General features: G+C 61.9%; 27 protein-coding genes. 14 read left to right on the plus strand and 13 right to left on the minus strand.

From position 1 onward, the window contains the following. Nucleotides 1–11: 11 nt before the first annotated feature. The 9 genes from GOB85_RS05800 to GOB85_RS05840 form a co-directional block, all read right to left on the minus strand. Nucleotides 12–287 carry a VirB3 family type IV secretion system protein gene (locus GOB85_RS05800; RefSeq protein WP_010667264.1) on the minus strand — a complete coding sequence of 92 codons (276 nt, stop codon included), beginning with the start codon at nucleotides 285–287 and terminating at the stop codon, nucleotides 12–14. Then, nucleotides 287–619: a TrbC/VirB2 family protein gene (locus tag GOB85_RS05805; RefSeq protein ID WP_018308108.1), complete on the minus strand. Its 333-nt coding sequence runs from the start codon at nucleotides 617–619 to the stop codon at nucleotides 287–289. Before GOB85_RS05805 ends, GOB85_RS05800 begins: the two co-directional genes overlap by 1 nt. A 2-nt stretch (nucleotides 620–621) precedes the next feature. Further along, on the minus strand, nucleotides 622–1,545 hold the full coding sequence (gene trbB, locus GOB85_RS05810; protein ID WP_018308109.1) for a P-type conjugative transfer ATPase TrbB: 924 nt from the start codon (nucleotides 1,543–1,545) through the stop codon (nucleotides 622–624). A gap of 194 nt (nucleotides 1,546–1,739) precedes the next feature. Next, nucleotides 1,740–2,186, minus strand: a complete 447-nt coding sequence (locus tag GOB85_RS05815) for a hypothetical protein (RefSeq protein WP_026200111.1) — start codon at nucleotides 2,184–2,186, stop codon at nucleotides 1,740–1,742. Between the two features lie 7 nt (nucleotides 2,187–2,193). Then, nucleotides 2,194–4,185, minus strand: a complete 1,992-nt coding sequence (locus GOB85_RS05820) for a conjugal transfer protein TraG (RefSeq protein ID WP_010666656.1) — start codon at nucleotides 4,183–4,185, stop codon at nucleotides 2,194–2,196. A gap of 1,270 nt (nucleotides 4,186–5,455) precedes the next feature. After that, entirely contained in the window at nucleotides 5,456–8,512 is a 3,057-nt protein-coding gene (locus tag GOB85_RS05825; RefSeq protein WP_173576638.1) for an efflux RND transporter permease subunit, read from the minus strand. A gap of 2 nt (nucleotides 8,513–8,514) precedes the next feature. Next, nucleotides 8,515–9,678: an efflux RND transporter periplasmic adaptor subunit gene (locus tag GOB85_RS05830; RefSeq protein WP_031241571.1), complete on the minus strand. Its 1,164-nt coding sequence runs from the start codon at nucleotides 9,676–9,678 to the stop codon at nucleotides 8,515–8,517. Further along, on the minus strand, nucleotides 9,675–10,889 hold the full coding sequence (locus GOB85_RS05835) for a TolC family protein (protein ID WP_023979796.1): 1,215 nt from the start codon (nucleotides 10,887–10,889) through the stop codon (nucleotides 9,675–9,677). The genes GOB85_RS05830 and GOB85_RS05835 overlap by 4 nt, the downstream gene beginning before the upstream one ends. 78 nt (nucleotides 10,890–10,967) lie before the next feature. Then, a complete protein-coding gene (locus tag GOB85_RS05840; protein WP_010666083.1) occupies nucleotides 10,968–13,127 on the minus strand; it encodes a heavy metal translocating P-type ATPase in 2,160 nt (719 codons plus the stop codon). A gap of 75 nt (nucleotides 13,128–13,202) precedes the next feature. Here GOB85_RS05840 and GOB85_RS05845 point away from each other — a divergent pair, with 75 nt between their 5' ends. The 3 genes from GOB85_RS05845 to GOB85_RS05855 all read left to right on the plus strand — a co-directional run bounded on the left by GOB85_RS05845 (nucleotide 13,203) and on the right by GOB85_RS05855 (nucleotide 15,310). Continuing rightward, nucleotides 13,203–13,646 carry a MerR family transcriptional regulator gene (locus tag GOB85_RS05845; protein WP_023979795.1) on the plus strand — a complete coding sequence of 148 codons (444 nt, stop codon included), beginning with the start codon at nucleotides 13,203–13,205 and terminating at the stop codon, nucleotides 13,644–13,646. A gap of 50 nt (nucleotides 13,647–13,696) precedes the next feature. Further along, complete coding sequence (locus GOB85_RS05850; protein ID WP_018308112.1) at nucleotides 13,697–14,623, plus strand: cation diffusion facilitator family transporter; 927 nt, start codon at nucleotides 13,697–13,699, stop codon at nucleotides 14,621–14,623. A 363-nt stretch (nucleotides 14,624–14,986) separates the two neighbouring features. Further along, on the plus strand, nucleotides 14,987–15,310 hold the full coding sequence (locus tag GOB85_RS05855) for a YnfA family protein (RefSeq protein ID WP_023979793.1): 324 nt from the start codon (nucleotides 14,987–14,989) through the stop codon (nucleotides 15,308–15,310). 10 nt (nucleotides 15,311–15,320) lie between these two features. Here the strand turns inward: GOB85_RS05855 and GOB85_RS05860 are convergent, their stop codons facing one another. Then, complete coding sequence (locus GOB85_RS05860; protein ID WP_010667497.1) at nucleotides 15,321–15,926, minus strand: cation transporter; 606 nt, start codon at nucleotides 15,924–15,926, stop codon at nucleotides 15,321–15,323. Between the two features lie 61 nt (nucleotides 15,927–15,987). Further along, complete coding sequence (locus GOB85_RS05865) at nucleotides 15,988–16,437, minus strand: MerR family transcriptional regulator (RefSeq protein ID WP_010667496.1); 450 nt, start codon at nucleotides 16,435–16,437, stop codon at nucleotides 15,988–15,990. Nucleotides 16,438–16,543: 106 nt separating this feature from the next. Between GOB85_RS05865 and GOB85_RS05870 the strand changes: the two genes are divergently transcribed. Together GOB85_RS05870 and GOB85_RS05875 are read left to right on the plus strand one after the other, a co-directional pair. After that, entirely contained in the window at nucleotides 16,544–16,921 is a 378-nt protein-coding gene (locus tag GOB85_RS05870; protein ID WP_010667495.1) for a hypothetical protein, read from the plus strand. Next, nucleotides 16,918–17,274 (plus strand): hypothetical protein, encoded by a 357-nt coding sequence (locus tag GOB85_RS05875; protein WP_023979792.1) that lies wholly within the window; start codon nucleotides 16,918–16,920, stop codon nucleotides 17,272–17,274. Before GOB85_RS05870 ends, GOB85_RS05875 begins: the two co-directional genes overlap by 4 nt. A 67-nt stretch (nucleotides 17,275–17,341) precedes the next feature. Here GOB85_RS05875 and GOB85_RS05880 read toward each other — a convergent pair whose 3' ends face one another. Next, complete coding sequence (locus tag GOB85_RS05880; protein WP_018308113.1) at nucleotides 17,342–17,764, minus strand: MerR family transcriptional regulator; 423 nt, start codon at nucleotides 17,762–17,764, stop codon at nucleotides 17,342–17,344. Nucleotides 17,765–17,840: 76 nt separating this feature from the next. Between GOB85_RS05880 and GOB85_RS05885 the strand changes: the two genes are divergently transcribed. The 3 genes from GOB85_RS05885 (at nucleotide 17,841) to GOB85_RS05890 (ending at nucleotide 19,748) form a co-directional block, all read left to right on the plus strand. Beyond that, on the plus strand, nucleotides 17,841–18,266 hold the full coding sequence (locus GOB85_RS05885) for a hypothetical protein (RefSeq protein ID WP_231367962.1): 426 nt from the start codon (nucleotides 17,841–17,843) through the stop codon (nucleotides 18,264–18,266). Then, nucleotides 18,263–18,487 (plus strand): GDCCVxC domain-containing (seleno)protein, encoded by a 225-nt coding sequence (locus GOB85_RS19575; RefSeq protein WP_035979039.1) that lies wholly within the window; start codon nucleotides 18,263–18,265, stop codon nucleotides 18,485–18,487. The genes GOB85_RS05885 and GOB85_RS19575 overlap by 4 nt, the downstream gene beginning before the upstream one ends. 211 nt (nucleotides 18,488–18,698) lie before the next feature. Further along, a complete protein-coding gene (locus GOB85_RS05890; RefSeq protein WP_010667673.1) occupies nucleotides 18,699–19,748 on the plus strand; it encodes a DMT family transporter in 1,050 nt (349 codons plus the stop codon). Here GOB85_RS05890 and GOB85_RS05895 read toward each other — a convergent pair. Beyond that, nucleotides 19,742–19,921 carry a MerR family DNA-binding protein gene (locus GOB85_RS05895; RefSeq protein ID WP_010667674.1) on the minus strand — a complete coding sequence of 60 codons (180 nt, stop codon included), beginning with the start codon at nucleotides 19,919–19,921 and terminating at the stop codon, nucleotides 19,742–19,744. The genes GOB85_RS05890 and GOB85_RS05895 overlap by 7 nt on opposite strands. 15 nt (nucleotides 19,922–19,936) lie before the next feature. On the opposite strand from GOB85_RS05895, the gene GOB85_RS05900 reads away from it, so the two are divergent. From GOB85_RS05900 to GOB85_RS05925, 6 genes are all read left to right on the plus strand, one after another. Continuing rightward, nucleotides 19,937–20,200, plus strand: coding sequence for an SHOCT domain-containing protein (locus tag GOB85_RS05900; protein ID WP_242011316.1), 264 nt, complete (start codon nucleotides 19,937–19,939; stop codon nucleotides 20,198–20,200). 123 nt (nucleotides 20,201–20,323) lie between these two features. Then, nucleotides 20,324–20,683, plus strand: coding sequence for a hypothetical protein (locus GOB85_RS05905; RefSeq protein WP_010667676.1), 360 nt, complete (start codon nucleotides 20,324–20,326; stop codon nucleotides 20,681–20,683). Between the two features lie 137 nt (nucleotides 20,684–20,820). Further along, nucleotides 20,821–21,231, plus strand: coding sequence for a FixH family protein (locus GOB85_RS05910; protein WP_010667677.1), 411 nt, complete (start codon nucleotides 20,821–20,823; stop codon nucleotides 21,229–21,231). A 1-nt stretch (nucleotide 21,232) separates the two neighbouring features. After that, a complete protein-coding gene (locus GOB85_RS05915; RefSeq protein ID WP_173576637.1) occupies nucleotides 21,233–22,489 on the plus strand; it encodes a TolC family protein in 1,257 nt (418 codons plus the stop codon). A gap of 2 nt (nucleotides 22,490–22,491) precedes the next feature. Continuing rightward, entirely contained in the window at nucleotides 22,492–23,862 is a 1,371-nt protein-coding gene (locus tag GOB85_RS05920; protein WP_231367964.1) for an efflux RND transporter periplasmic adaptor subunit, read from the plus strand. Further along, the gene (locus tag GOB85_RS05925; RefSeq protein ID WP_173576636.1) at nucleotides 23,859–26,978 is read left to right on the plus strand and encodes an efflux RND transporter permease subunit; all 3,120 of its coding nucleotides are present in this window, start codon (nucleotides 23,859–23,861) and stop codon (nucleotides 26,976–26,978) included. Before GOB85_RS05920 ends, GOB85_RS05925 begins: the two co-directional genes overlap by 4 nt. The last annotated feature ends 22 nt before the right edge of the window (nucleotides 26,979–27,000 follow it).

The following is a 27,000-nucleotide window of genomic DNA, read 5'->3' on the forward strand; positions in this document are numbered from 1 at the left end:
CCCTGCCCTCCCTACGCCCGCAGCCAGGCGGGGTAACGGAGATGTCGCCGCCCGACCTCGATGAACAGCGGATCACGCTTCGCCCCCCAGACCGCGAGCCCGTGGCCCACGATCCAGAATGCGGCTCCGATCAGCCAGAGCCGCAGGCCCAGCGCGATCGCGGCGGCCAGCGTGCCATTGGCGATGGCGACGGCACGGGGCGCACCACCCAGCAGGATGGGATCGGTCAGCGAGCGATGCACCGGGACATGGAACCCCGGCAACGCGTCATCGTCATATCCCGCCATCAGATCAGTGCTCCGCCGGAGAACGAGAAGAACGACAGGAAGAACGAGCTGGCGGCGAAAGCGATGGACAGGCCGAAGACGATCTGGATCAGGCGGCGGAACCCACCCGATGTTTCCCCGAACGCCAGGGTCAGACCCGTGACCGTGATGATGATCACCGAGATGATCTTGGCGACCGGTCCCTGCACGGATTCCAGAATCTGGTTGAGCGGCTCCTCCCACGGCATGTCGGAGCCCGACGCCAGGGCCGAGGAGCACCATGCGATGGACAGCAGCAGCATGGTGGAGAGGACAGGCGCGTGCCGACGCACACGGAACAGCGTGAGGTTCATTTCTAATCTCCATCGGTATCGATTGAATGAATGCGATAGGCACCAGTGCCGGGATCAATCCCGTCCACGGTGGCGAGTTCGGACAGGCGACGGGCCGTCCCGCGTCCAGACAGGACAGCGATCACGTCAATGGTTTCCGCGATCATGGCGCGTGGCACCGTGACCACCGCTTCCTGGATCAGTTGTTCCAGACGATACAGGGCAGCCAGCACCGATCCGGCGTGCAGCGTGCCGATACCGCCCGGATGGCCAGTACCCCATGCCTTGACCAGATCAAGGGCCTCGGCCCCACGTACCTCACCGATGGGGATACGGTCGGGACGCAGGCGGAGACCGGACCGGACGAGATCCGACAGGGTGATGACGCCCTCACGGGTGCGCAGGGCGATGAGATTGGGCGCCGTGCATTGCAGTTCGCGCGTGTCCTCGATCAGCACGATGCGATCGCCGGTTTTCGCAACCTCGGCCAGGAGGGCATTGACCAGCGTGGTCTTGCCCGTCGATGTGCCGCCCGCGACCAGAATGTTCCTCCGTTCCGTGACAGCGCGGCGCAGGAATGCCGCCTCGTCCGTTGTCATGATCGCGGCCTCGACATAGTCGTCGAGGGTGAACACGGCGACAGCGGGCTTGCGGATCGCGAAACTTGGGGCGGTCACAACGGGCGGCAGCAATCCCTCAAACCGTTCGCCAGTCGGCAATTCCGCCGATACGCGCGGGGCTGCCTCATGCACCTCCGCCCCGACATGGTGTGCGACCAGGCGGACGATGCGCTCGGCATCGGCTGGTGCAATCACATCACCCGTATCAGCCAGCCCCTCAGACAGACGGTCGACCCACAGCCGCCCATCGGGGTTGAGCATCAGCTCGACCACAGCCGCATCGGCAAGGTGCCCGGCGATCGCAGGCCCCATCGCCGTACGCAGCATGGAAATGCTCCGTACCCTTGCCCCTTGGTTGATGGCGGAAACCGACATGATCTTCCCCGGTATAAGCCGAGCGCGATGGGCGCACGGCGACGGGGATCATTAGGAAAGGCAGGAAACGGGGCGGTTCAACAAGAATTCAGGCGTCGTAGAAACGCAGCGAGACGGAGGGCAAAAATACTTGCGGGGTGCGAAAATTACGACTCCGGATCATCCTGTGCGGCGGGGTCCGAAACGTCCTCCGGAATTTCCTGCTGGAGTCGTGGTCCCTGAGCCAGCCTGCGGCCGAGGGCCGCGACGAAATTATCGTAGCGCGCTCCGGCTTGTGCCCGCGCTGCCTTGGCGGCCGGTTCGGGAAGTGGCGGGGTCGTGGTCAGCCAAAAGCGGATGAACAGCGCCAGGGTCTCCACCGTGATGCCAATATCACGCTCCAGCCGCGCGAGGCGCCGGTCCTGCCGGTCGAGACGCTTCGATGTGGCAGCCTCGCGGCGCTCCTCGCCATCGGGCGAAAGGAAGGAGGCGACAGCGGCCTCGACGATCAGCGACATCGGCTGCGCGCGTCGCGCGGCATAGGCGGACAGAGTCTTCATCACCTCGGGATCGAGATAGACGGAGATCTGGGCCTTCTTTTTCGGCATTGCCATTGCGGCCTCACAACTCAAGCTCATCGCCACGGTCGAGCGACGCCTGCCGGGCGACACCGCGCATGAGATCATTCATCCGGTTGTTGCGGGGCGCGATGTCGTCGAATTCATCGACCGGATCGGGCGTGAACTCGTTCTCCATCGGCTCCTTTTTCTCGACAGTGCCTTCGTCCAGTTCGGGCTGATGGCGCCGGGCGGACTGCTTCGGGTCTTCTTCCTCGTCCTCCACTGTCCGCGTTTCGGCCGCCGCATCGGGTGCCGGCGGCCTGGGTGGGAGGGGGCGGCGGCTCCAGTCGTCCGGGCACCCGTCCTTCGGGGGCGTAGGCTTTGGCGGTGGCAGAATGCGTTCCTGGAAGCGCGCATCCTCGAAGTAACGGGCCTTCTTCGCACGGATCGGATACAGCCCGGAGACCATGACGATCTCGTCCGCTGGCGGGAGCTGCATGACTTCTCCCGCCGTCAGCAGCGGGCGTGCCGTCTCCGAGCGCGAAACCATCAGATGGCCCAGCCAAGGCGAAAGACGGTGGCCCGCGTAGTTCTTCATCGCCTTCATCTCGGTGGCGGTTCCGAGCGCGTCGGAGACACGTTTGGCCGTCCGTTCGTCGTTGGTGGCGAAGCTCACGCGGACATGGCAGTTGTCGAGGATCGAATTGTTCGGCCCGTAGGCCCGCTCGATCTGGTTGAGGGACTGGGCGATCAGGAAGCTCTTGATCCGGTAGCCCGCCATGAAGGCCAGCGCCGATTCAAAGAAATCCAGACGCCCGAGGGCCGGGAATTCGTCGAGCATCAGCAGCACACGCCGCCGCCGCGCCGCAGCATCAAGATCTTCTGTCAGCCTCCGGCCGATCTGGTTCAGCACCAGACGGATCAGCGGCTTGGTGCGGCTGATGTCAGACGGTGGCACGGTAAGGTAGAGCGTCACCGGGCGATCGGCGCCGACGATGTCGGCGATCCGCCATTCGCAGCGCCGCGTCACCTCCGCGACCACCGGGTCGCGATAGAGGCCGAGGAAGGACATGGCTGTGGACAACACGCCCGAGCGCTCGTTGGGGGACTTGTTCAGCAGTTCGCGCGCGGCCGAGGCCACGACGGGATGCGGGCCGGCATCGCCAAGATGCTTCGTCCGCATCATCGCTGACAGCGTGGTGGCGATCGGGCGCTTCGGGTCCGACAGGAAATTGGCGACACCGGCCAGAGTCTTGTCGGGCTCGGCATAGAGGACATGCAGGATGGCGCCGACGAGAAGGGAGTGCGAAGTCTTCTCCCAGTGGTTGCGCTTCTCCAGGCTGCCTTCCGGGTCTACGAGGATATCGGCGACGTTCTGGGCATCACGGACTTCCCACTCCCCGCGCCGAATCTCCAGCAAAGGATTATAGGCGGACGAGGCTGCGTTGGTGGGATCGAACAACACGACACGTCCGAAACGGGCGCGGAATCCCGCCGTCAGCTCCCAGTTCTCACCCTTGATGTCGTGGACGATGGCCGAACCGGGCCAGGTCAGGAGCGTGGGGATGACCATGCCGACACCCTTGCCGCTGCGCGTTGGTGCGAAGGTCAGGACGTGCTCTGGCCCGTCATGCCGCAGGTACTCTTGACGATAGCGGCCTAGTACCACGCCGTCGGGGTCAAGTAGGCCGGCCTGGGCGATCTCCTTGGCGTCAGCCCAACGGGCCGAGCCATATGTCTCGATCCGCTTCGCCTCGCGCGCGCGCCAGACCGATAGCCCGATCGCAGTGACCGCAGCCAGGATGCCGCCCGACGCGGCGATATAGGCACCCCGTGCGAAGACCTCCGGCGCATAGGCGTCATACGCATACCACCACCAGAAGAACGCGGGCGGAAAGTAGAATGGGAACCGCAGGATTACGAACCAGGGTCGCCCGAGTTCAGCCTGGAAGGCCAGCTTCCAAGCGATCCATTCGGTCGCAGTCCACATGGTCAGCAGGACGATCGCCAAGACGACGATGATCTGCCCCCAAAGAATCTTGGTGCCCGACATCGGGAGCCCTCCCTTTTAGAGGAGGAAGGAACGGCGGATTCCTGCGTTCAAGTGCTTTTAAGCGTTGTTCGCAGCCGGGCAAACCAGAGCGAAAAAATACTTGCGCTGTGCGGACAAGGTCCGCCCAGCCGATCCTGGGACACACCGGTAGCAGGCGATTCGGAGATAGGGCTGAGCTTCAAAATTACGGTGACGGCAATGACAATGAGGAATGGACGATCGGCAGCGCAGCCTGCATCGGATGGAAAATATGTTAAAAAGAATAGGAATTATTGGAAATATAGAGACATGGAATTTCTTTTTAGAAGAATAGCAGAGTATAGGAACTTCTGAATACAGTGTTGGTCAAAGCAGAGAATGCTACGACTTCATTAATCAATACTCGCTTCATCTCCAAACTTTTTGCCGAGTTGACGGATATGCATCGCGAAGGTGCAGCGCGCACGCGCGCTTACGTAAGGGTGACATGGGGATATCCCATGTGCTATCCTGAAATCAGCGTGTCGAAACGCTTTTTTGCAACTGGGCGGCCTCCTATGTCGGGTGGCCTGCCGAATAGAACACCCGGACCTACGGTCCTGCGGTGAACAGCTTTGGCTGTTCTCAGCAGGGGAATAGGCAGGAGGTGGCTACGCCCAGTGCAAAACACCTTTCGACCCGCCCGACGCCAGGCGGGTACGGGGAGTCACGCCCTCAATTCGCTTCCGTCGTCGTCATGTCGTGCGAGACGGAGAGCGGATTTGGCGATAGAAAACGATGACGAAACTTCCGATAAGTGTTCTGCGTCAGACATGGCAGACGCCTTGATCCGATCCTTCGGATGGAGTGGAGCGCGGAACAAAGCGCATACGCATGTCTTGCGATGTGTTGACGCGGGTCAGAGCGACAGCGCGCAATTCTGGATGAATGTACGAAATATCGTGGATCACCTCATGACGTTGGGGCCGCAGGACCGTGACTTAATTCACTGATCGGTCATGGAAGGTATTCGGAGATGGACATCGAGTCTGAGGACCAGATCGTCAAATTCTGGATAAAACAGCATTTTCGTGCGCGGTTTGGTAGCATTATCAATGAGCCCGTTCCTGATGCACTTCTAGGTCTTCTTCGTGAATCGAACGAGTGTACAGACTTTGAAATTCCTGATGATCGGCCGCATCCTAACCGACCGACATCCACCGCACAGGAAGGTTAGTGTGGGATGCAAACGCCATGGTTGGCGGCAACGGTGAAATGAAGTAGTCACAAAAGGCTCGTATGTCCTCTGAATTCAGCGCTTCCGAAACAGGCTAGCATAAAGGGTTGGTAGAACAAGCAAAGTGAGCAGGGTCGATGTCACAAGACCTCCAATCACAACAGTCGCAAGCGGCCGCTCGACCTCCGCGCCCATGCTTCCCGAAAACGCCATCGGGAAGAAGCCCAGACTAGCGACGCTTGCGGTCGCGATGACAGGCCGGAATCGGGCGCGTGCTGCCTCGAATGCCGCCGTTGCCGCATCAATGCCGGCTTCCTGAAGCGCGCGGATCTGACTTACAAGAACGACGCCATTGAGAATGGCCACACCAAACAGCGCAATGAAACCGATGCTGGCAGCAATACTAAACGGCAACCCACGCAAGGTCAGTGCGAAAATTCCTCCCGTCGCTGCTATAGGGAGATTGATGAATACCAGGGAGGCCGCCCTGAATGATCCTAATGCTGCAATCAGGAGCGCAAATATCAACAAGAGAGCGATGGGTAGAACCAGACCCAGACGTTGCATTGCCGATTTCAGGTTCTCGAACTGTCCGGCCCATTCAAGACGATAGCCTGACGGGAGTCTGACCTTCTCCGCAACCGCTTTTTGCGCCGCTGCGACAAAGGAACTGACGTCCCGCCCCCGGACATTGGCCTGAACAATGACGCGCCTATGAATACGGTCCCGATCAATCCGGGAAGGGCCGTCTATCACCTGTAGTTTCGCAATATCCGACAGCAAGACCCACCCTTGTCCGTCCAACCTGCGCACGGGCAGATTTCCGATCATCGAAACTGACAGGGTCGAAGTCGGATCAAGGCGGATCTGAGTTGGTATGATCGCGTTGCCCACAACAACAGGTTTTCCGATCAATCCACCGATAGCCGTGATCTGGGCAAGAGCGTCGGACACGGCCACCCCACGTCTGGCTGCGGCATCCCGATTGATGTCGATATGCATGAAGGGCACTGTTCCGTCGCCCTGTGGGGCAACATCCGCAGCCCCCGGAACCGCCGCCACGGCTGAGGTCACTTCATCGGCCAGTTTCGCCAGTTCCTTCAAGTCATCGCCATAAACGGAGATAGCTATTTGAGTGCGAACACCTGAGAGCAATTCATCCATTCGCATCTGGATCGGCTGTGACCATTCGTAATTGGCACTGGGGAGCTTCGCCTTGAGGGTGTCGGCCATCGCCTGAACCAACTGATCCTGGGTCCGCCCGGTCTTCCGCTGCGAGAGGGGCTTCAGAATGATGAAACTGTCTGACTCGTTGGGGCCCATAGGATCTGTCGGAACAGCCGGTGTGCCAATATTTGTTACCACCGTCTGAACTTCAGGGAACGAACGGATGATTCGTTCCTGTTTCCCGATTTCATCAATGACGGTAGGCAGTGAGGCGCTCGGCCAGCGCGTGACCGTTGTCGTCAGGGAGCCTTCTTCCAGCGTCGGTATAAACTCCCCACCCAACCGCGTGGCCAGGCCAACCGAAACGAGGAACACAGAGATCGTGACGATGATCACTGTCCTGCTATGCTTTTCGCTCCAGGCCAGCATCGGCTCGTAATAGCGTCGCACAAACTGCACGAACCTCGTCTCCTGGTGAGACTTCGGATCACGCAGGAGTACTGCTGCAAGGACGGGGATGCAAATGAAGCAGTAAATCAGTGATGCCAGCAACGCCATGGCGACGGTCTGCGCCATGGGGCGGAACATCTTGCCCTCGATATCTTCCAGAGTGAGGATCGGCAGGTAGACCATAATGATCACGAAAATCGAAAATGTCACCGGCCTGACGACAGACTTCGCCGCTTCAATAGCTGTGTCCCGCATGGAACGCTTTGTGCCTTCAGCCTCCCTCAACGTCATGAAGTGCTCGACGACAACGAGAGAGCTGTCGACAATCATACCGAAATCAATTGCGCCGAGGCTCAGCAGGTTGGCCGAGACCCCGAAAACCCTCATGCCGATGAAGGCTGACAACAGCGCGGCGGGGATGGCGGAGGCAATGACCAGCGACGCGCGCCAGTCACCCAGAACCACGATAAGAACGACAAGCACCAGAGCCGCGCCGATCAGGAGATTTTCCTTGACGGTGGAAATGGTTTCTCCCGTTAGCGTCGAGCGCATATAGTAGGGGTCAAGCGTCACGCCGGCTGGCAACAACTTCTGGATACCAGGAAGTGCTTTGCGGATATTTGCAAGAACGGCATTCGAGCTTGCTCCGTCCTGCATCATTACCGCGCTCAGGACGATCTCTCCGTTTCCGTCCCGGGTCGCCGCGCCGAGGCGCGTCCGCGGACCCAGTGCGATACTCCCCACGTCCTGGACCCGGATGACATGCCCGTTCCGGCCGATTCTGACCGGGATCAGACCGAAATCATTCAGGTCGCCGACCAGGGCACGGCCAACAATCACCTGCTGCTCGGCCTGGTGGGCAATCCAGCCACCACCAGCCGAGGCGTTATTACGGTCAACTGCCTGATAGACGTCTGTCACCGTGACTCCGTAGGTACGCAGCCGAAGCGGGTCGAGCGTGACCTGAAAGGTCTGTTCCGCGCCACCATTGATATTGACCTCGGCCACGCCCGCTAGAAGTCTCAGTTCAGGCGCGACCGTCCAGTGCATGATGCGGTTGAGGTCCAGGAGCGAATAGCCAGGTCCGCGGATCTGGAACTGCATGATCTCGCCCATGCCGGTCGTCCGCGGCCCCATCTGAACGCTGACACCCGGAACGGCGACACTCTCACGAGCGGCCGGCAGACGTTCGGCGACACGTGCGCGGTCCAAGTCGATGTCTGTCGCATCGTCGAATTGTAGATAGACCGCAGATACACCCGTCCTTGATACCGAGCGCAAATCAATGAGACCCGGAAGAGCAGTCAGACTGGTCTCGACCGGAAAGGTAATCAACTTTTCGACTTCCTCGGTCGCAAGCCCGGGAGCAGTAACCGTCACCATGACCTGGCGGGGTGAAATGTCGGGAACAGGCTCGACAGGAAGCCCTTCGACACAGGCCAGTCCGGTTATCAGGAGGGCAAAAATCAGACCGAAAACAAAAAAGCGTTGCTTCTGGAAGAATTCAAAGAGCATTTTCAGTCTCCATCGAGACCGGACAGAAGCGCCATCGCCTTGAGCGTAAAGCTCCCCTTTGCGACGATAGTGTCATCAGGCTTGAGATCTCCGGACACCACGCTCTGCTCTGGCCCTTCGAGGAGCACACGAACGGGAACAGGTTGAAACGTATCGGCGCCGGTCTGCCGGTACACCACCATATGCCCGTCGACATTCTGCGGGGCGGCGGACGGCACGATCAGACCGCTGGCCTGCTCCTGCGCAGGAAGCCAGGCATTGAGCTGGGTGCCGGGCCGGAATCTCCGACGCGGATCCGAAAATGTCGCGACAACCTTCACCAGCCCAGTTTCGGGATCGGCAGTACCTTCAATGGTCTGAACCTTTGCCATCGCGGCTTGCGCGGGATCGGCTCCCACGGGCATGAACGTCATCTCAGTGCCAATTGAAATGTCTGATGCATCTTCGGGGCGGACGTTAGCCACGACCCATACGGTTTCCAGACTCGTAATCCTGATTACGACGTCTGTGGGCGAAATATCATTATCGACAGCCGTACCGACCTGTTCGACCATGCCATCAACCGGCGCGATCAGGACCGAATTTTCGAAGTCCACGATCCGTTCCGTTGGCGAGGTGAATTCTTCCTCAAGACGATGGGTCAGGGTTTTGACCGCAGCGTCCTGAAAGTGGACAGCGTTCTGCGCCTCGTGCATCACGGCAAGGCGACGCGACACTTCGCCCGCGGAGACTGTGGCCCCGGCCAATGACTTACCACGACGGTACGCCAGTGCAGTATCAGCGAGGTTGGCCTGGGCGCTGGCCAGACTAGCTTTCGCCTGGGCAAGCTGGAGATCGACGACATGCAATGAGTGATCAATATAGGAGACGAGCGTCTGGCCGACGGTGACTTGCTGGCCGGGCAGGACGTAGACCGCGCGGACTTTGCCATCGCCTGCCGGCCGTATGGACACGGAACGCGCGATGTTCTCCGTTACACTCGCCATCGCCTGAATTCGGGGTCTTACGGAGCCTTTTTTAACCTTGACGGTTTCAAGACCCTCGGCCTGCCGGGCTTCTGCATCCATGGTCACGGTCTGCTGCCACCCCTCTGTTTCTTCCGCCAAAGCCAGGTGAGGTAAAGCCACGAATAGGGCTGCGACAACGAGGATACAGGTCGATCTCATGGTATGTACCCCAAGGCGATAACAGTTCTGACGATCGCAATGCGATGATCGATTTCGGCCTGGCTGAAGGTCAGCAGGGCGTTATAGGCATCCATGCGGGCACGAAGCGCCTCTATGAGTGATGTTTCACCGGATCGCCACGACCGCTCCATGGCGTCCGCGCGCGCAAGCATCTCGTGCGCGGCCTGAGCCGTACTGACGATCGAGGCCGATGTGTTTTTCAGATGTGCCTGGACGCGCGCCATCTCGGCCCTGACGGTCCTCTGGGTGGCGATCTCCTGCCGGATGGCGGTGGAAAGCGCACTCTGAGCGGCCGTTCTCACGGGAACCGATGTGACGTCACTTGGGATCGGCATCCTGAGACTGACCCCAACCTGCGTGTCCCATGGCGAACCGTACTGGCCCTGATTGATCACGCCGACGCCGATTTCCGGATTGGGCATATAACTGTGAGCGGCAAGATGATCCTGTTCCGTGGCGACCGTGACGCTCTGGTGAGCCGCACGCACGCGCGGGTCGTTCGCCTCGCTCCATGGCCGCGCGGTCGCTCGCAGGAATAGCGGCCAGTGCGTGTCGATTTCCGACAGACCGGCTTTCGTCGGATGGCCGGTCAGAATATCCAGATTGGCCTGGCCGGCCTCGACTTCCTCGTCGATGGCATTGCGATCGCTTTCCGAAAGAGCGATCCGCGCATCCACCGCCTGCTGTTCCGCCGATGTGCTTTCTCCTGCATGGCTCGATGCCCGCACGGCCCTGGCCATGCGTCGCAACGCAGCCAGTGTGGAATCCATGGCAGATCGCCGTCGCTCGGCGAGCAGGACAGCCCCGATGGCATCCGTGGCACGAATGGCCACCGCCATATGGGCGACATCCTTCTGTACTACAGCGGCCTGTGCATCGGCTTCAGCCACATGCTCAGTTGCCGTTCCTTGTCCTGGCAGCCAGAGAGGAACGGAGAGACCCACCTGTGTCGTGCGGTACGCATAGTTACGGCCGCTGGGTCTGTCGTCATAATATTGAGCATCGACCGATGGCCCACCTGCGAACCAGGATTTCGCGGCACGCTGGCGTTTCTTTGCCCCAGCTTCCTGAGTCGCGAGATCATTCTGGGCAGGATCATTCGTCCATGCTGCTGCGATGACATCATGCAAGGTGGCGGGAATCGCTGTCGTATCGTCGGCTGTGGCCACGCCACCCGACACCAAAGCCATTGCGAGGCTCGCCGCCACAGATTTCCACCGACACCGAACACAACACACGGACATTCGACTGAAAATTCTCATAATATTTTACGATGTTGCATCGAGGCTGCGGGAGCGCAGCAGCCTCAGCGCGTTGAGGGTGACGAGAACGGTTGCCCCGGTATCGGCCGCAATGGCGATCCAGAGCCCTGTCAGCCCCGCGATGGTGGCAATCAGGAACACTCCTTTCAGCCCAAGAGCGATCGAGACATTTTGACGAACATTTCGCATGGTCGAACGGGCGAGGCGGATCAGCGCTGGAATATCGGAGACTCTGTTCCGCAGGATGGCGGCGTCGGCTGCCTCCAGGGCAACATCGGTCCCCGAGCCGATTGCGACCCCGACAGTTGCCTGTTTGAGTGCAGGCGCGTCGTTGATGCCATCTCCGACCATCATAACACCGCCCTGCGCGGCCAGAGCCCGTATTTCGGCCAACTTCTGCTCCGGCAGCAGTTCGGCCTTGTAATGCGCCCCCAGCATTGAGGCGATCGCGGCGGCTGTCCGGCTATTGTCGCCCGTCAGGATGACCGGCGTAATACCGAGGTTGCGTAACTGGCGCATGGCTTCTGCCGCGTCCGCGCGCGGCTCGTCACGGAGGGCAATCAACGCGAGTGCCTTGTCACCATACAAGACGGCAACGGTTTTTCCTTCCGCCTCAAGTTCGGTGGCACGTGCGGTGTCAGTAGCTGACAACGCGCCGTCGCGTACCGCCTGAAGGGGGCTGGAGATCGTGAAATCCATTCCGTCAATGCGGCCTGTCACCCCTCTTCCGGGAATTGCCCTGCTCTCCTGTGCAACGGGAATGTCGATACCCGGCCCGTTACTCTGGGCTCGGCGCAGGATAGCCTGGGCCAATGGATGGCTGGACGCGCCTTCAACGGCGGCGGCGACAGCAAGAACCTGAGTTTCGGGCAAGCTGTCCAGCACGATGATGTCGGTGACGTCAGGCCGTCCCAGTGTGAGGGTTCCAGTCTTGTCGAGTGCGACTGTCTTCACCCGCGCAGTGGCCTCGATGACCGCTCCTCCCTTGATGAGCAGCCCGTTATGTGCCCCCAGGGCCAGCGCGGACGCTATGGCTGCGGGAACCGATATGACGAGCGCGCAGGGGCAACCAATCAGCAGAAGGGACAACCCGCGATAAACCCAGACCGACCAAGCCTGAGCAAACGCCAGTGGGGGAAGGCATACGACGACCGCCGAAAGCACGACGATCGTCGGCATGTACCAACGGCTGAAGCGGTCGATGAACCGTTGAGTCGGTGCGCGTGCCTCCTCGGCCTGCTCTACAAGATGGATGATGCGGGAGATGGTGTTGTCCGCCGCAGTGCGGGTCACGCGAACCCGCAACGCAGCTTCCGTGTTGACCGAGCCGGCGAAGACGGCATCCGTCGGCCCACGCGACACTGGCACGCTCTCACCAGTGACCGGACTTTCATCAATGCCACTTACGCCGGAAATAATCTCTCCATCCGCCGGAATGCGGTCTCCCGGCCGGACCAGGACCACATCGCCTAGTCGGAGTTCGACAGCAGGAACCTCCCGGATACCGGCAGTGTCTTCGCGCAAGGCGATTTTCGGTACCAACGCTCCGAGCGCGCGGATACCATCACGGGCATGACTGACGGCAACGCCCTCAAGGAGTTCCCCGACCGCGAAGAGGAAGACGACGAGTGCAGCCTCCTGGGCCGCGCCGATAAATAGCGCACCGATCGCCGCGATCATCATCAGGGCTTCGATGGAAAACGGCTGAGCAACCCGGAGCGAGGCTAAGGCGCGGCGGGCAACCGGAAAAAGCCCTACCAGGCAGGCCCCGACAAATGGCCAGGGTTTCATCTCGTTTGGTGCGATCAGGCTGATACCCCAGGCCAGCACCAACAAAATACCGGTCGTGACAACAAGTCGTCCCTTTCCGGTTTTATACCAGGGCGTATCAGGCGCGCCGGCGTCATTCGTCGCATCCTGAGCAAATACAATGTCAGCTACAGTGGCAGGATTGAGGCGCCGGATACCATATCCCAGGCTCCTGACCATCTCTTCGACTTTGGTCACGGAAATCGCATTCTCATCCATGGTCAGTCGCAGTTTCTGAGACACCAGGGAAATCTCTACATTCTGGACGCCTGCGATTTGACCAAGCGCGCCCTTCACCTTGCTGACACAAGCAGCACAGTCCATGCCCGTGACATCCCACTCGCGCCTGTCCGGCATCCGGATTCTCCTGTTCACCCAGCAGCGAATCCGTTATCTACTTCCTCTAGTCGCTAGAGGTTCAAGGGGGCTTTTATGTTCAGTATCGGAAAATTATCCGGGTCAACTGGCGTCAAGGTGCCGACCATCCGCTATTACGAGCAGATCGGCATCCTTGAGGAGCCCGACCGAAGTGAAGGAGGGCAGCGTGTCTATGGAGAGGAAGCAAAAAAACGCCTGAGTTTTATTCGCCATGCGCGGGAACTTGGATTTTCACTAGATGAAATCCGTGAATTACTAGATCTTGCTGACGATCCCAATCAAAACTGTATGGCCGCATATGAGATAGCAAAACGCCAATTGATCGAGGTCAGGAACCGTATTGCCCGCCTGACGGCTCTCCAGGGCGAATTGCAACGCATGTTGGATCAGTGTTCATGCAACACAATCGGGACCTGTCGGATCATTCAGGTCCTGAGCGATCATTCTTTATGCACGTCAGAACATCTCGGCACGGAGGCAGGGTGCAAAGCGTCGTAAACAAATCATCGAGTATCGCAAACGGGTCGCAGCATGCAGGAGTAGTCCCCATGAACCGCACCATAAAGACCGCATGGGGCACACTTGCCGTCAGTCTGGTCGTTCTGGCCCTGAAGCTTGCCGCCTACTGGATGACGGGCAGCATCGCGCTTTACTCGGATGCGCTGGAAACAATCGTCAATGTAGCGGCCGCCGTCGGCGCGCTTATCGCCCTGTGGGTCAGCGCACAACCCGCAGACGCAAACCATCCCTATGGCCACCAGAAAGCGGAATATCTGAGCGCGATCATCGAGGGTGGCCTCGTGCTCGCAACGGCAATTCTGATCTTCCAGGAAGCCTGGATCGGCTGGCAGCACCCGAAAGCACCGGACACGCCGCTTCTGGGCTTGGCCCTGAATGGCAGCGCCGGGGTTATAAACCTGTTCTGGGCGCTGCTACTGATCCGCAATGGCAAGCAGTGGAAGTCGCCCGCGCTCGTCGCGGGCGGCCGGCACATCCTGACGGACGTCTGGACGACCATTGCGGTCCTGATCGCTTTTGCGCTGATCCCGGTGACTGGTTGGCTCCGGCTTGACCCGGCCATCGGCGGCCTGGTCGCAGTCAATATCCTTTGGGCAGGTTATGGTGTCGTGCGGGAAGCCGTCGCCGGGCTGATGGATGAAGTCTCCGATCCCGAATTGATTTCACGCCTGGACCGGACGATCGCAGGGAATGCATCAGGGGCGATCGAAGCCCACGACGTGCGGGCGCGTGTCGCGGGCAACACGACATTCATTGAATTTCATCTCGTGGTCCCGACGGGGATGACCGTCGGCAGGGCGCATGAGATCTGCGACCACATCGAGCACGCACTCAGGACACAGCTCGGGCAGGCTGTGATCAACATTCACATCGAGCCCGAGGAGAAGGCGAAGCATGGCGACGTCATCATTCTGGACCGACACGCACACGTCAAAAATCGCGAAGAACTGATTTAGCCGCAGCAGGACTTTCGCTCGGCCTGAACCGCCGGGCGCGGAGCCGCTCCGTAATCCGCAGCGTATCCACTCCAAAGCCGCGTTTGCCAAACCTTGTGGTGTCTGCCCCGTGGCGGCATCGAACTGGCCACCTCTAAATGGGTCAATTGGATCAATAATCGTTGCCTTCTGTCATCCATTGGAAACATCCCGCCAGAAGTGGCTGAGGCACGTTTCCATGCACAACAGAAATCGCATGCATTGGCCGCTTAAACCGGATAGAAAACGTCTCCGAAAACCCGGGGCCATTCAAATGGCGGGATATGGTGATCGTGGAGTGGCTGCTTCACGATCCTGACTGGAAAGTATGTAACAGTGGGGTTTGTGCTACCTTTCATCATCTATGTCGTCGCGGGTTTTGCAGAGATCGGCGGATGCTTCGCCTTCTGGAGCTGGCTCCGGCTGGGGCGTTCGCCGCTGGTTCTCGTTCCGGGCATGGTGTCGCTGGTCCTGTTCGCCTTTCTGCTGACCCGTATCGATACGGATACGGCGGGGCGGGCCTATGCAGCCTATGGCGGCGTCTACATCACCGCCTCGCTCATGTGGATGCGACTGGTCGAGGGGCGCACCCCGGACCGGTGGGAGATTGTTGGTGCCCTAGTGTGCCTCGGCGGGGCCAGCCTGATCCTGTTCGCGCCCCGGACGTAAATTGAGGGGGCTATGCTGCCGCGCGGTGCTCATTGCGCGCGGCCTGCCAGACTTCGCGGGCGGCGTCGGCGTTCATCGCGGCGATACCGAGCCCGACAAGTAGGTCCGGCCATGCGGCGTGCCACAGAAAGGCCGTGACCAGGCCTGCGACGATGATCGCGATATTGGCCAGCACGTCGTTGCGCGCCGACAGGAAGGCAGCGCGCGTCAGACTGCCTGCATGATAGCGATAGCGGGTCAGCATGAGCGCACAGGAGAAATTTACCACAAGCGCCCCCAATCCTGTCACCGACAGGACGAGCGGCTGGGGCGGTGTCGGAAGATTGAATTTTTGCCATGCGGTCCAGAGCGTCGCGAGCGCCGGAACCAGCAGGATAGCGGCAAGGGCCATTCCGACCCGCGCCCGGCTGCGCGCCGTCCAGCCGAGTGCCGCTACGATCAGGAAATTGACGGAGGCGTCTTCCAGGAAATCGACGCTATCCGCGAACAGGGAGACCGAGCCGATGGCAAGCGCTACCGTGAATTCGATGCCAAAATAGGCAAGATTCAGAAGTCCCACGAGAGAGATGACCCGTCGCAGGGTGCCGGCCATGTCGTTCGGTGGTGTGGAATTCATCGTTTTTATCTCTTTCGTTCTATCAGGTTTCTCCCATCCGAAGATGGATTATAGGCGAAGATCAGACCGCACTTTCGCAGCATGCGCGGTTCCCCGCCGGCTCGATGGTGGCAAGTTCGTCAAGAATCACGCACTCGGAGCCGGGACCGCCGGCGCATTGTGCGTCGCAGGTCGCGACGAACCCGGCGATGCTTTTCTCGAGCGCCTTCAATTCGCGCAACTTCGCCCGGACGTCCATCAGGTGAGTATGCGCGAGGTCGCGGGCTTCCGCACAGGATCGCGTACGGTCCTGTACCAATTCGACCAATGCCCGAACCTGATCGATCGAAAAGCCAAACGCCCGGCAGCGCCGAATGAAGGTAAGCCGTCGAACATCGTCTTCAGCATAACGCCGCTGATTGCCTTCCTGTCGTTCCGGACGTGGAAGCAGGCCGATCTCTTCATAATAGCGGATCGTGGGGGCATTGGTACGGGTGCGCTCGGCCAACTCGCCGATCTTGTATCCGGGCATGGGGGGAAACTCGCGTAAAAAATATCTTGAACCTCAAGTTACTTGAACTCGTAAACAAGCGCCAGACCGTCACGCGAACGGGCGGAACGGCATCGAGGAGAGTATCGTGACGAAGCCAAACGAGCCTGCCCCACTTGCCTGCACACTGGAGAACAGCGATCTGGCGAGGCGGCTGGAGTGGATCGCCAGTCTCAACGCCAGGGCGCTTCGGTCAGCGCACCGAGATGGTCTTCATCTCGTGCTGGATTATGATCCTGCCGCACGGGACGATATCGCGCGTATGGTCGAAGGCGAACGAACCTGTTGCGCGTTCCTCGCGTTTGACATCGCTGAACGTATGGATGCGCTGACTCTGACGATTACTGCCCCGGAGTATGCGCGTGAGGCTGCGGAAACGCTGCTTGAGCAGTTTGCGTCGCGCAGTCAGCCAGCAACCGCGCCGATGAAAAAGACCTGCGGGTGCGCGGCGGAGTGCGGCGCATGAGCGAGGCGAGCGCATCGGGAAACAAGGCGGCCAGCGCGGTTGCCATGACGGCGTCCAGTGCGGCGCTGGCCTGCGGCGTGTGCTGCGTCGTGCCGCTCGCGCTGCCGGCCGCGATCCTCGGGTCAGTAGGCGGTATTCTCGCCTGGTTCGCCAACGCCTATCGCTGGCTGACGCCGGTCGCGATCCTGGCGGTTGCTGTCGGTTGGTTCTGGGTGGGTTATCAGGCGTACCAGACAGGACACAGGCCTGGCTGGCAGACGCTCGGCATCATGGGGTTCGCCACGATCATGGGGTGTCTTGCATGGCTCTGGCCACGGATCGAGCCGGTGGCGATTGGGTTCTTGCGCGGGTAGCCTGCCGCGGATCGGACGCCATTATTGGACCCACGCCAAGACCTTAACCGCCTCCCGGAACGATACGTCACGGGTTGGGCGTGCTTCCGATCGCAGAGGCACCCAGCATATCGAGCACCGGGCAAGTCAGGGCCTCCGACTCACGGCATTGTTCGATGCTTGTTGTCAGGAGCGATGCGAGCCGTTGCAGGTCGGAGATCTTGCTCTGGATGTCGCCCAGATGAGCTATGGCGAGTGTTCTGACCTCGTCGCAGGAGGGTAGGCCGGGTTCTGCCAAGGCGAGCAGGGTTCTGATTTCCTCGATGTCGAAACCAAGATCCCGCGCGCGTCGGACGAATGACAGGCGCCTGACATCCTCGGCCCGATAATGGCGATAGCCATTACGCGCCCTTCGCGGCGCGGGAATGAGGCCGATGCGCTCATAGTAGCGCACCGTCTCCAGATGAACGCCGGTTTCCGATGCCAGCTTGCCGATCGTGATGGCGACCATGCGTCACTCCTGCTCTTGAGTCCGTAGCCACTACGGGGTGTAGCATGAAGCGCGACGCAATGGGAAAGTGACGATCATGGATGAGACGGCGGACCTGCCTCAACGAACATCACGTAGCCGCATGGGCATGGAAAGAGGTGGAGTCCTGTGTGTCGCGGGCGGTATGGCCGCCGGTGTGGGTGCGCTGATCGCGTCGTCCTGCTGCCTCATTCCGCTCGCCTTCGCTTCTCTGGGCGCCGGTGCGGGGGTTTTCAGTGTTCTGTCGAGACTTGCGCCATGGCGCGTGCCATTGATTGCGCTGGCGGTCGCGGCGCTGGTCAGCGCCTGGGCGCTCAATCGGCGGCAGGCCAGGGTCTGTTGTGCGGGTGTGGAAAGTGGGTCTATCCGGCGACGCATCGGGGTTATCCAGATGCTATCCTTTGCCACCGCGCTCATCGTGCTGGCGGCATTGGTGTGGCCACGCCTGGAACCCGTCCTGCTCAGGAGCCTGTCTGTAAGATGATTCGGCCTGCCTCGCTTCTGACCTGTCCCGCATGTGGCCAGCAATCACTGGAAACCATGCCGACCGATGCCTGCCAGTTCTTTTACGATTGCCCGCATTGTGGCGTCGTCTTGAAACCGAAGCCGGGGGATTGCTGCGTCTTCTGCTCCTATGGCGACGTTCCTTGCCCGCCGGTTCAGGAACATGGGCGACTGGCATGCTGCGGAGACGGTTCGACATAGACCTGGGGCGGCAGCGGCGATGAAGTAATGGTGTCGTCCTGGCCAGTAATGTGACGATCGCCGTTTGACGGTGCGGTCCATGCATCGTGTATCCATTTGGAAAACCGGCACGTTATCATCAAAATCGAAGCGTAGAGCGCGGGCGGTAGTCTGCTCATCGCTTGCAGCGGGGCCCATTCTCGATTGAGCCACCGTGCGGTAGGATCGGGCCATGAACCGCATTGGCATCCTTTTCGCATTATTGTCCGCGATCCTGTTTGGAGCCAGCACACCGTTCGCCAAGCTTCTCCTTGGCTCCGTCGATCCGTGGATGATGGCCGGGCTGCTCTATCTCGGTTCCGGGATCGGTCTGGCGGCGGTGCATCTGTTGCGCTGGATGCGTGGACGCCCCGTTGCGGAAGCGCCGTTGCGGCGTGGGGACTTGCCCTGGTTGGCGTTGGTGATCCTGGCGGGTGGGATTGCCGGCCCATTGCTGTTGATGCTGGGGCTGGCGCGCACCGACGCGGCCAGCGCGTCGCTGTTGCTCAATCTCGAAGGGCTGGCGACGATGGGGATTGCCTGGATCGTATTCCGCGAGAACGTGGACCGGCGGCTTCTGCTGGGCGCCTTCGCCATTCTCTCGGGCGCCGCGTTATTATCATGGCAGGGGCATGCGATGCTTGACCAGGGCGCCCTGTTCATCGCAGCGGCCTGCCTGTGCTGGGGGATCGACAACAACTTGACCGGCAAACTTTCTGCGGCCGATCCGATGCAGATCGCAATGCTCAAGGGGCTGGTCGCAGGGACGGTCAATCTTCTGCTGGCGTTCGGGAGGGGCGGTGTCCTGCCGACTGTCGGGGGACTCGGCGCCGCTGGAGCCGTGGGGTTCATGGGTTACGGGGTGAGCCTTGTCCTGTTCGTGCTGGCCCTGCGCCATCTCGGTGCCGCGCGCACGGGGGCCTATTTCTCGCTTGCGCCGTTCGTCGGCGCGCTGCTGGCGGTTGTGGTGCTCCACGATCCCTTGTCGCTGAGGTTGCTGATCGCCGGCGGCCTGATGGGTTTCGGGTTGTGGCTCCACCTGTCGGAGCGCCACGATCACGAGCATGCGCACGAGGCCATGGAACATGAGCACCGGCATCGCCATGACGAACACCATCAGCATGCGCACGGGCCTGGCGATCCGACGGGCGAACCGCACACGCATCGGCACCGGCACATGCCGATGGTCCATCGGCATCCGCATTATCCCGACCTGCATCATCGGCACGGCCACGCTCACTGACGCGGTGCCAACGCCTCAATGATACGGCAGTCGGCGACGGTGCCATGGTGGCATTGCCCGATCATCGCGACCAGTTCCCGACGCAGGGCCTGCAAGTCACGCATCTTGCCGTCGATCTCCGCCAGATGCGTGCGGGCGATGACGTCGTTCTTCGCGACGTGCGGGGAACGCATCCGGGAATGCCCTTCTTGGCATTGAAAACAGTCGGGACAATGCCAACGTCGTCATGGTTCGTGCGGATCGCCATGCCGGGCCGCATCATTGCCTCATGGGAGGCCGTCATGATGACAAACTGCATGCAGGGCATGGGATGGGGCATGGGCCTGTTCGGCCTGCTCACGCTGATCGTGCTCGTGCTCGCGATCGCGGCACTGGTCAAGTATCTGTGGTGCGCGGAGGGATGGAGGACGCGGATCGGCCGAGTCCCTTCCGCAGATCGGACATTCAAGTGAGTTGCCCGGCCTCGCGTGGCGAGGGATGTCCCAGCCCAAACGACCGGCCCAAGAGCGCGGCATGACTTCCGCTCCGTGCATAAGAGATTGCCCCCTTTGCCTGTTTGCGAGATGATGGCCGGTATGCGGTGGTGCTTTCTCCGACGTCTGGTATTCGTTATCGTTGGTCTTGCCTTTATGGGCGCGGCCACCGTGCAGGCTATGCCGCCGCAGAATGCCGAGCAGGCCACGAGCCTGGATGCGGCCATGCCATGCTGTGATGGGTCGGTCTCGATGCATCCCGCCGGAACGACCGCACCGTTCAAGGGCATGACGCCGGAGTGCCTGAAAACCATGCAGTGCCTCGGCGTGCCTGATCGCCCAACGCAGGCCGCGGCGATCGGAAGCCCGGTCCGCTACAGCATGATCGCCTATAGCCTTGCCGAACGTGTTCCTGTCGGCCGCTCGCCCGAGCCGCTTTCCTTCCCTCCCAGAACCGCCTGATCCCACCGGCGCCGTGACGGCGTTGGTTTCCGCACGTCCTGCGTTCAGGAGCGCGCGTATTCGCGCGTCCTGACCGCAACCGGACGTCGATCAGCGCTCTATCCCCGGATTTCCGGGGCGGGAAGGATTCCATTATCATGCGTACATATCTGATCGCGGGTGCGTTGGCGCTCGCCTCCTGCGTCGTCGTGACCGGTGCCTTTGTGTCACCGACATTCGCGGCAGCGACGGATTATCGTTTCGAGGCTGCCGGCAAGCAGGCACATCTGAGCGGTGACAAGGCTGTCATGATCGTGCGGCTTGTGCATGTGCCCGACGGCAAGCCGGTCATGGACGCCGTCATCTTCGAGAGCAAGGCCGACATGAGCCCCATGGGCATGGCGACGATGACCTCGCCCACGACCATCGAGCCGGCGTCAGGCGATGGGCTCTATCGTATCGACCTCGATGCCGGTGCTCCCGGCCCGTGGGCGATCACGCTCGCGGCCAAGGTGCAGGGTGAAACCGAGACGGTGCGCGGTTCCGTTGTTGTCACGCTGGAGAAATAGCATGGCAACCCGGCGGAACCGTGACGCGGCGGGGCGCCTGCTCCTGGCTGCGGCTGCTCTTATCGTTTCATCCGGGGCTGCTCGTGCGGCTGAAGGGCCGCCGGGTGCCACCGTAGAGAGCCTGCTCGCGCTCGGCGAGCGCCTGAACCCCGCGGTGCGGGCCGCCGGACTCGATACGACCGCCGCTGCGGCCCAGGCGGAAGCGGCCGGTGCGCTGGACGATCCGGTGCTGACGGAGAATTACCAGAATTATCACTCCGGCGGCCTGTTCAGCATGAACTTCATCACGATCTCGCAAACTTTCCCGCTCGGGGGAAAGCGGGATCTGCGTCATCGTGCGGCGCTGTCCGAGGTGGACGCGGCGCGCGGCCGGGAGCGGGCCGCCCAGGACGAACTCGACGCGCAGATCAAAATTGCCTTCGCGCGCTATTACGCTTTTACCCGCGCGCTGGTGGTCAACCGGCAGATCCAGACGCTCGCCCGCAAGATGCGGCAGGCGACCATGGTGCGCTACGGCCAGGGCGACGGTGCCCAATCGGGCGTGATCCAGGCCCAGGAGGAGGAGACGAACACCGTCATCGAGGCGAGCCGGCTGGAGGCCGAGCGAGAGTCCGCCGCCGCCCAACTGAATGCGCTGCTGGCCCGCCCCCCGGGCGCCCCATTGGCCGAGCCCATGCGGCTACGTCCGATCCCAGCGGTTCTGCCGCGCGTGGAGAGCTTGCTCGACCGGGCGCGCAGCGGGAATGGCGCCGTCCATGCGAACAGCGCGGCAATCGACGAGGCGGAAAGCCGGAGACGGCTGGCCGAGCGGGCCTGGTATCCCGATGTGACGGTCGGCGGCGGCCCGGTCGTGCAGACCAATGCCCCGACGGGGTTCAGCGCCATGGTCTCGCTGAGCATCCCCGTGCAGTTCGGTGCCAAGCGCGCCGACGAAGACGCGCAGACCGCGCGCCTTGATGCCGCCGAGCGCCGTCGCGACGGAACGATGGCGACCATCCAGGCAGCCTTGGCCGAAGCCTTGGCCCGCCTCAAGGCGGCGCGCGATGTGGAGAGCCTCCTCCGTCGCCAGCGTATGCCGCAGGCGGACGCGCTCTCGCGGACGACGCTGGCCAGCTACAGCCAGGGGCATGGCGATCTCGCGGCAGCGATCGCGGCGGAACATCAGATGCACGACACCGAGCTGGAGCTTCTCCGGACCGAGACCGACGAACAGACGGAACTGGCCACCATCGAGCGCCTGATCGGGGGTGATCTGTGAAGGTGCGTCTTCTGTCCCTGGTCCTGGCGTTGCTCCCGCTTTCGACCGCTACGCCAGGACCGGCGACGGCGACTGACCGAACGCCACTCTATTACCAGGATCCGGACGGCAAGCCCGCCTATTCCGCCAATCCGAAGAAGACGTCGGAGGGTCGGGATTATGTTCCGGTCTATGCTGACGGGTCACAGGGGTCTGGTGCCGCGTCCTCGCGATCCTCCGGTCCCTCGGCCCGGTCGGCGGATCGTGGCCGGGTGCTATTTTATCGCAATCCCATGGGGCTGCCCGACACTTCGCCGGTGCCGAAGAAAGATGCCATGGGGATGGCGTACCTCCCTGTCTATGAGAACGAGATCCGGGATGCGGGAACGGTTTTTGTGCCGCCCGGTCGTTTGCAGATCCTCGGCGTGCGGACTTCCGTTGCCGCAGTGCAGCCGGTGCTGAACCGCAGCGTGCATGCCACCGGCATTGCCCAGTTCGATGAACGGCGCATCGCCTTGGTGACAAGCAGGGTCGGCGGCTGGGTCGAGCATCTCGATATCGCTGCCACAGGCGATCCTGTCTGGCGTGGCCAGGTCATGGCCGAAATCTACGCGCCGGATCTGGTTGCATCCGAGCAGGAATATCTGATTGCCACCAGTTTGGACCCGGCTATGGCAACGGCCGCGCTGGAGCGCCTGCGCTCTCTTGGGGCGCCTGAGACCGAAATCGCGCGGCTGCGACGCACCCGGCATGCCGTGCGGCACATCCCGGTCGTTGCGCCGGCGGACGGGGTCGTGACCGAAAAGATGGCGGTGGAGGGCGCGCGCGTCGGGCCGGACCAACCGCTGTACCGGACGGCGGCGACCGCACCGATCTGGCTGATTGCCGAAGTGCAGGAGCAGGATCTGGGCGCGGTGCGGGTCGGTCAGCAGGCGCACGCCAGCCTTGTCGCCTTTCCCGGTCGTCGCTTCGACGGAACCGTCGATTTCCTCTATCCGAGCGTCTCCACCGAGACGCGAACCGGACGTATCCGGATCGTGTTGCCGAATGCGGATAGTGTGCTGCGGGCAGGCATGTATGCCGATATCGCGATCGATGTCCCTGCGTCCATGGCGGGGCCGGTGCTGGTCGTGCCGTCCTCGTCGGTTATCGACAGCGGCACCCGTCAGGTTGTGCTGGTCGAAACGGGGGAGGGCCGTTTTGCACCCCGTTCGGTGCGCGTCGGCGCGCGTGGCAATGACGAGGCTCAGATCCTGGATGGCCTGAAGGCGGGGGAAAGCGTGGTGGTCGGCGCCAACTTTCTGATCGATTCCGAAAGTAATCTGCGCGCCGCCCTACAGGCCTTTACCGTGCCGGACAGCAAGCCTGCCCGGGCAGGGAGTGCCGGTCGATGATTGCCAGAATCATTGCGGTGTCGGCGCGTAACCCGCTGCTGGTGATACTGGCAACGTTGTTCCTCGTGGGGGCTGGTGTCTGGGCGGTGATGAACACGCCGCTCGATGCCATTCCCGATCTCTCGGACACGCAGGTGATCGTCTATACCGACTATCCCGGCCAGGCGCCGCAGGTCGTCGAGGATCAGGTCACCTATCCCTTGACCACGGCGTTGCTGGCCGTGCCGCATTCGAAAGTGGTGCGCGGTTTTTCGACGTTCGGCACGTCGTTCGTCTACGTCGTCTTCGACGACGGTACCGATCTCTACTGGGCGCGTTCGCGCGTGCTGGAATATCTCAATTTCGCGCAGAAGCGCCTGCCCGCGGGTGTCACGCCGTCGCTGGGGCCGGATGCAACCGGTGTCGGCTGGGTCTACGAATATGTCGTCCAGGGTAAACAGCGCACGCTGGCGGAATTGCGCAGCCTGCAGGATTGGGTGATCCGCTTTCAATTGACCAAGGCGTCCGGCGTCGCCGAGGTGGCCGCCATTGGCGGGTTCGAACGGCAATATCAGATCGTCGTCGATCCCCGGAAGCTCCAGGCCTACGGTATCCCGCTGTCGCGCGTGGGCGATGCGGTGCGGCAGGGCAATCAGGATGTCGGCGGTCGCACCATCGAGCTGACCGAAACGGAATATATGGTGCGCGGTCGGGGCTATGTGCGCGATGTCCGCGATCTGGAGCGGATCGTGCTGAAGGTCGACGCCGTCGGAACGCCAGTCACGGTGGGAGACGTCGCGCGCGTCGAACTCGGCCCCGACGAGCGGCGCGGCATCGCGGAACTGGACGGTGTGGGAGAGGCGGTCGGCGGCATCGTCGTCAAGCGCGACGGAGCGGATGCCTTGACGACGATCCGGAGCGTCAGGCAGCGGATCGCCGAGCTGCTGCCTAGCCTGCCGCCGGGCGTTTCCATTGTGCCGGTCTATGATCGCTCGGCCCTGATCCTGCGTGCCATCGCCACGCTCCGGCACACGCTGATCGAGGAGAGTCTCATCGTCTCCTTCGTCTGCGTCGTCTTCCTGCTGCACGTCCGCAGTGCGCTGGTCGCGATCGTGACCCTGCCTGTCGGCGTCCTGTTCGCTTTCCTGGCCATGCACATGATCGGTGTCGGGTCGAACATCATGAGTCTGGGCGGCATCGCCATCGCGCTCGGGGCGATGGTGGATGCGGCGATCGTGATGATCGAAAATGCGCACAAGCACGTGGAGCGGCTGGCGCCCGGTGAAGCGCGTGGCCCGGCGCTGCTGGCGGCGGCGAACGAGGTCGGGCCGTCGCTGTTCTTCAGCCTGCTGATCATCACCGTGTCCTTCCTGCCGGTGTTCGCCCTGGAGGGGCAGGAAGGACGATTGTTCAAGCCGCTCGCATACACAAAGACCTTTTCCATGGCGGGCGGCGCGCTGCTCGCGGTGACGCTGGTGCCGGTCCTGATGCTGGCCTTCGTGCGCGGCCGCATCCTTCCCGAAGCGCGTAATCCGATCAATCGCGTGCTGATCGCGCTCTATCGTCCCGTAATCCGCGTCGTGCTGCGGGGACCGGTCCTGCTCGTCCTCCTTGCGATCGGGATTGGCGCCGGTACGATCTATCCGGCGGCCCATCTGGGCAGCGAGTTCATGCCCGATCTGAACGAGGGGACATGGCTCTACATGCCGGTCACGCCGCCAGGTCTCTCGGTCACCAAGGCGGTCGAGCTGCTGCAGGGTCAGGACCGCATCATCAAGAGCTTTCCCGAGGTCCAGTCGGTGTTCGGCAAGGCCGGGCGCGCGGCGACGGCCACCGATCCGGCGCCCACGGAAATGTTCGAGACGGTGATCACTCTCAAGCCGCAAAGCGAATGGCCGGCCGGCATGACCCCGGACCAACTGAAGGCCGACATGAACCGGGCGCTTGACCTGCCGGGGGTGAGCAACGCGTGGACGCAGCCGATCCGCGCCCGCATCGACATGCTCGCCACGGGGATTCGTACCCCGGTGGGGGTGAAGGTGTTCGGGCCGGATCTGGGACAGCTCGCCAGAATTGCGGAACAGGTCGAGCAGGTCGTGCGCACCATTCCCGGAACCACCAGTGCGTTTGCCGAGCGCCTGGAGGGTGGCCACTATCTGGAGATTATACCCGACCGGAACGCGATCGCGCGCTATGGCCTGTCGGTCGACGATGTGATGCAGGTGGTGGCCACGGCGCTCGGCGGCCAGACGGTCACGACGACCGTGGAAGGGCGCGAGCGTTACGGCGTGAGCGTCCGCTACCCGCGTGACCTGCGCGATGACCCGCAGGCGATCGCCGAACAGGTGCTGCTGCCGACGCCGGGCGGGGCGATGATCCCGCTGGGGCAGGTGGCGGTGATCCGTCTCACCGGGGGACCGCCCTCGATCCGCACCGAGGATGCCCAGCTTGTCGCCTATGTCTATGTGGACCTGAACGGACGCGATATCGGCGGCTACGTCAACGACGCGGCCCGCGCCGTGCGCGAGCGGGTTACGCTCCCGCAGGGATACCGCGTCGCGTGGAGCGGCCAGTTTGAATATATGCAGCACGCCATGGCGCGGCTGAAGCTGGTCGTGCCGGCAACGCTGGTTCTGATCTTCGTGCTGCTCTATCTCAATTTCGGACGGATCACGGAGACGCTGATCGTGCTGCTGTCGGTGCCGTTTGCGCTGGTCGGTGGGATCTGGCTGACCTGGTGGTTGGGCTACAATGTCAGTGTCGCTGTCGTGGTGGGGTTCATCGCCCTCGCGGGTGTCGCGTCCGAGACGGGCGTGATCATGCTGATCTATCTCGACAATGCCTTGGCAGACGTCAGCGGCAGGGCCCAGGCCGAAGGGCGCGCACTGACGCGCGCGGACTTGAGGGCTGCGATCATGCACGGCGCGGTGGAGCGCGTGCGGCCGAAAATGATGACGGTCACGGCGATCATGGCGGGCCTTGTGCCCATCCTGTGGAGCGCCGGCACCGGGTCCGAGGTCATGCGCCGGATCGCGGCCCCCATGGTGGGCGGCATGGTCTCGTCGACCGTGCTGACCCTGCTGGTTATTCCGGCGCTCTATGCTCTCGTGAAGGGATGGCTGCTGTCGCGTGGGTAAACATGGCAGACGTGTCGGCATA

The sequence above is a fragment of the Acetobacter fallax genome, from assembly GCF_011516735.1.
GTDB lineage: Bacteria > Pseudomonadota > Alphaproteobacteria > Acetobacterales > Acetobacteraceae > Acetobacter > Acetobacter fallax.

What these genes read in the sequence shown, in the direction of transcription:
- GOB85_RS05800 (WP_010667264.1), bottom strand. Translation starts at nt 287, where the DNA reads ATGGCGGGATATGACGATGACGCGTTGCCGGGGTTCCATGTCCCGGTG.
- GOB85_RS05805 (WP_018308108.1), bottom strand. Translation starts at nt 619, where the DNA reads ATGAACCTCACGCTGTTCCGTGTGCGTCGGCACGCGCCTGTCCTCTCC.
- trbB (WP_018308109.1), bottom strand. Translation starts at nt 1,545, where the DNA reads ATGCTGCGTACGGCGATGGGGCCTGCGATCGCCGGGCACCTTGCCGAT.
- GOB85_RS05815 (WP_026200111.1), bottom strand. Translation starts at nt 2,186, where the DNA reads ATGGCAATGCCGAAAAAGAAGGCCCAGATCTCCGTCTATCTCGATCCC.
- GOB85_RS05820 (WP_010666656.1), bottom strand. Translation starts at nt 4,185, where the DNA reads ATGTCGGGCACCAAGATTCTTTGGGGGCAGATCATCGTCGTCTTGGCG.
- GOB85_RS05825 (WP_173576638.1), bottom strand. Translation starts at nt 8,512, where the DNA reads ATGCTCTTTGAATTCTTCCAGAAGCAACGCTTTTTTGTTTTCGGTCTG.
- GOB85_RS05830 (WP_031241571.1), bottom strand. Translation starts at nt 9,678, where the DNA reads ATGAGATCGACCTGTATCCTCGTTGTCGCAGCCCTATTCGTGGCTTTA.
- GOB85_RS05835 (WP_023979796.1), bottom strand. Translation starts at nt 10,889, where the DNA reads ATGGCTTTGGTGTCGGGTGGCGTGGCCACAGCCGACGATACGACAGCG.
- GOB85_RS05840 (WP_010666083.1), bottom strand. Translation starts at nt 13,127, where the DNA reads ATGCCGGACAGGCGCGAGTGGGATGTCACGGGCATGGACTGTGCTGCT.
- GOB85_RS05845 (WP_023979795.1), top strand. Translation starts at nt 13,203, where the DNA reads ATGTTCAGTATCGGAAAATTATCCGGGTCAACTGGCGTCAAGGTGCCG.
- GOB85_RS05850 (WP_018308112.1), top strand. Translation starts at nt 13,697, where the DNA reads ATGAACCGCACCATAAAGACCGCATGGGGCACACTTGCCGTCAGTCTG.
- GOB85_RS05860 (WP_010667497.1), bottom strand. Translation starts at nt 15,926, where the DNA reads ATGAATTCCACACCACCGAACGACATGGCCGGCACCCTGCGACGGGTC.
- GOB85_RS05865 (WP_010667496.1), bottom strand. Translation starts at nt 16,437, where the DNA reads ATGCCCGGATACAAGATCGGCGAGTTGGCCGAGCGCACCCGTACCAAT.
- GOB85_RS05875 (WP_023979792.1), top strand. Translation starts at nt 16,918, where the DNA reads ATGAGCGAGGCGAGCGCATCGGGAAACAAGGCGGCCAGCGCGGTTGCC.
- GOB85_RS05880 (WP_018308113.1), bottom strand. Translation starts at nt 17,764, where the DNA reads ATGGTCGCCATCACGATCGGCAAGCTGGCATCGGAAACCGGCGTTCAT.
- GOB85_RS05885 (WP_231367962.1), top strand. Translation starts at nt 17,841, where the DNA reads ATGGATGAGACGGCGGACCTGCCTCAACGAACATCACGTAGCCGCATG.
- GOB85_RS19575 (WP_035979039.1), top strand. Translation starts at nt 18,263, where the DNA reads ATGATTCGGCCTGCCTCGCTTCTGACCTGTCCCGCATGTGGCCAGCAA.
- GOB85_RS05890 (WP_010667673.1), top strand. Translation starts at nt 18,699, where the DNA reads ATGAACCGCATTGGCATCCTTTTCGCATTATTGTCCGCGATCCTGTTT.
- GOB85_RS05895 (WP_010667674.1), bottom strand. Translation starts at nt 19,921, where the DNA reads ATGCGTTCCCCGCACGTCGCGAAGAACGACGTCATCGCCCGCACGCAT.
- GOB85_RS05905 (WP_010667676.1), top strand. Translation starts at nt 20,324, where the DNA reads ATGCGGTGGTGCTTTCTCCGACGTCTGGTATTCGTTATCGTTGGTCTT.
- GOB85_RS05910 (WP_010667677.1), top strand. Translation starts at nt 20,821, where the DNA reads ATGCGTACATATCTGATCGCGGGTGCGTTGGCGCTCGCCTCCTGCGTC.
- GOB85_RS05915 (WP_173576637.1), top strand. Translation starts at nt 21,233, where the DNA reads ATGGCAACCCGGCGGAACCGTGACGCGGCGGGGCGCCTGCTCCTGGCT.
- GOB85_RS05925 (WP_173576636.1), top strand. Translation starts at nt 23,859, where the DNA reads ATGATTGCCAGAATCATTGCGGTGTCGGCGCGTAACCCGCTGCTGGTG.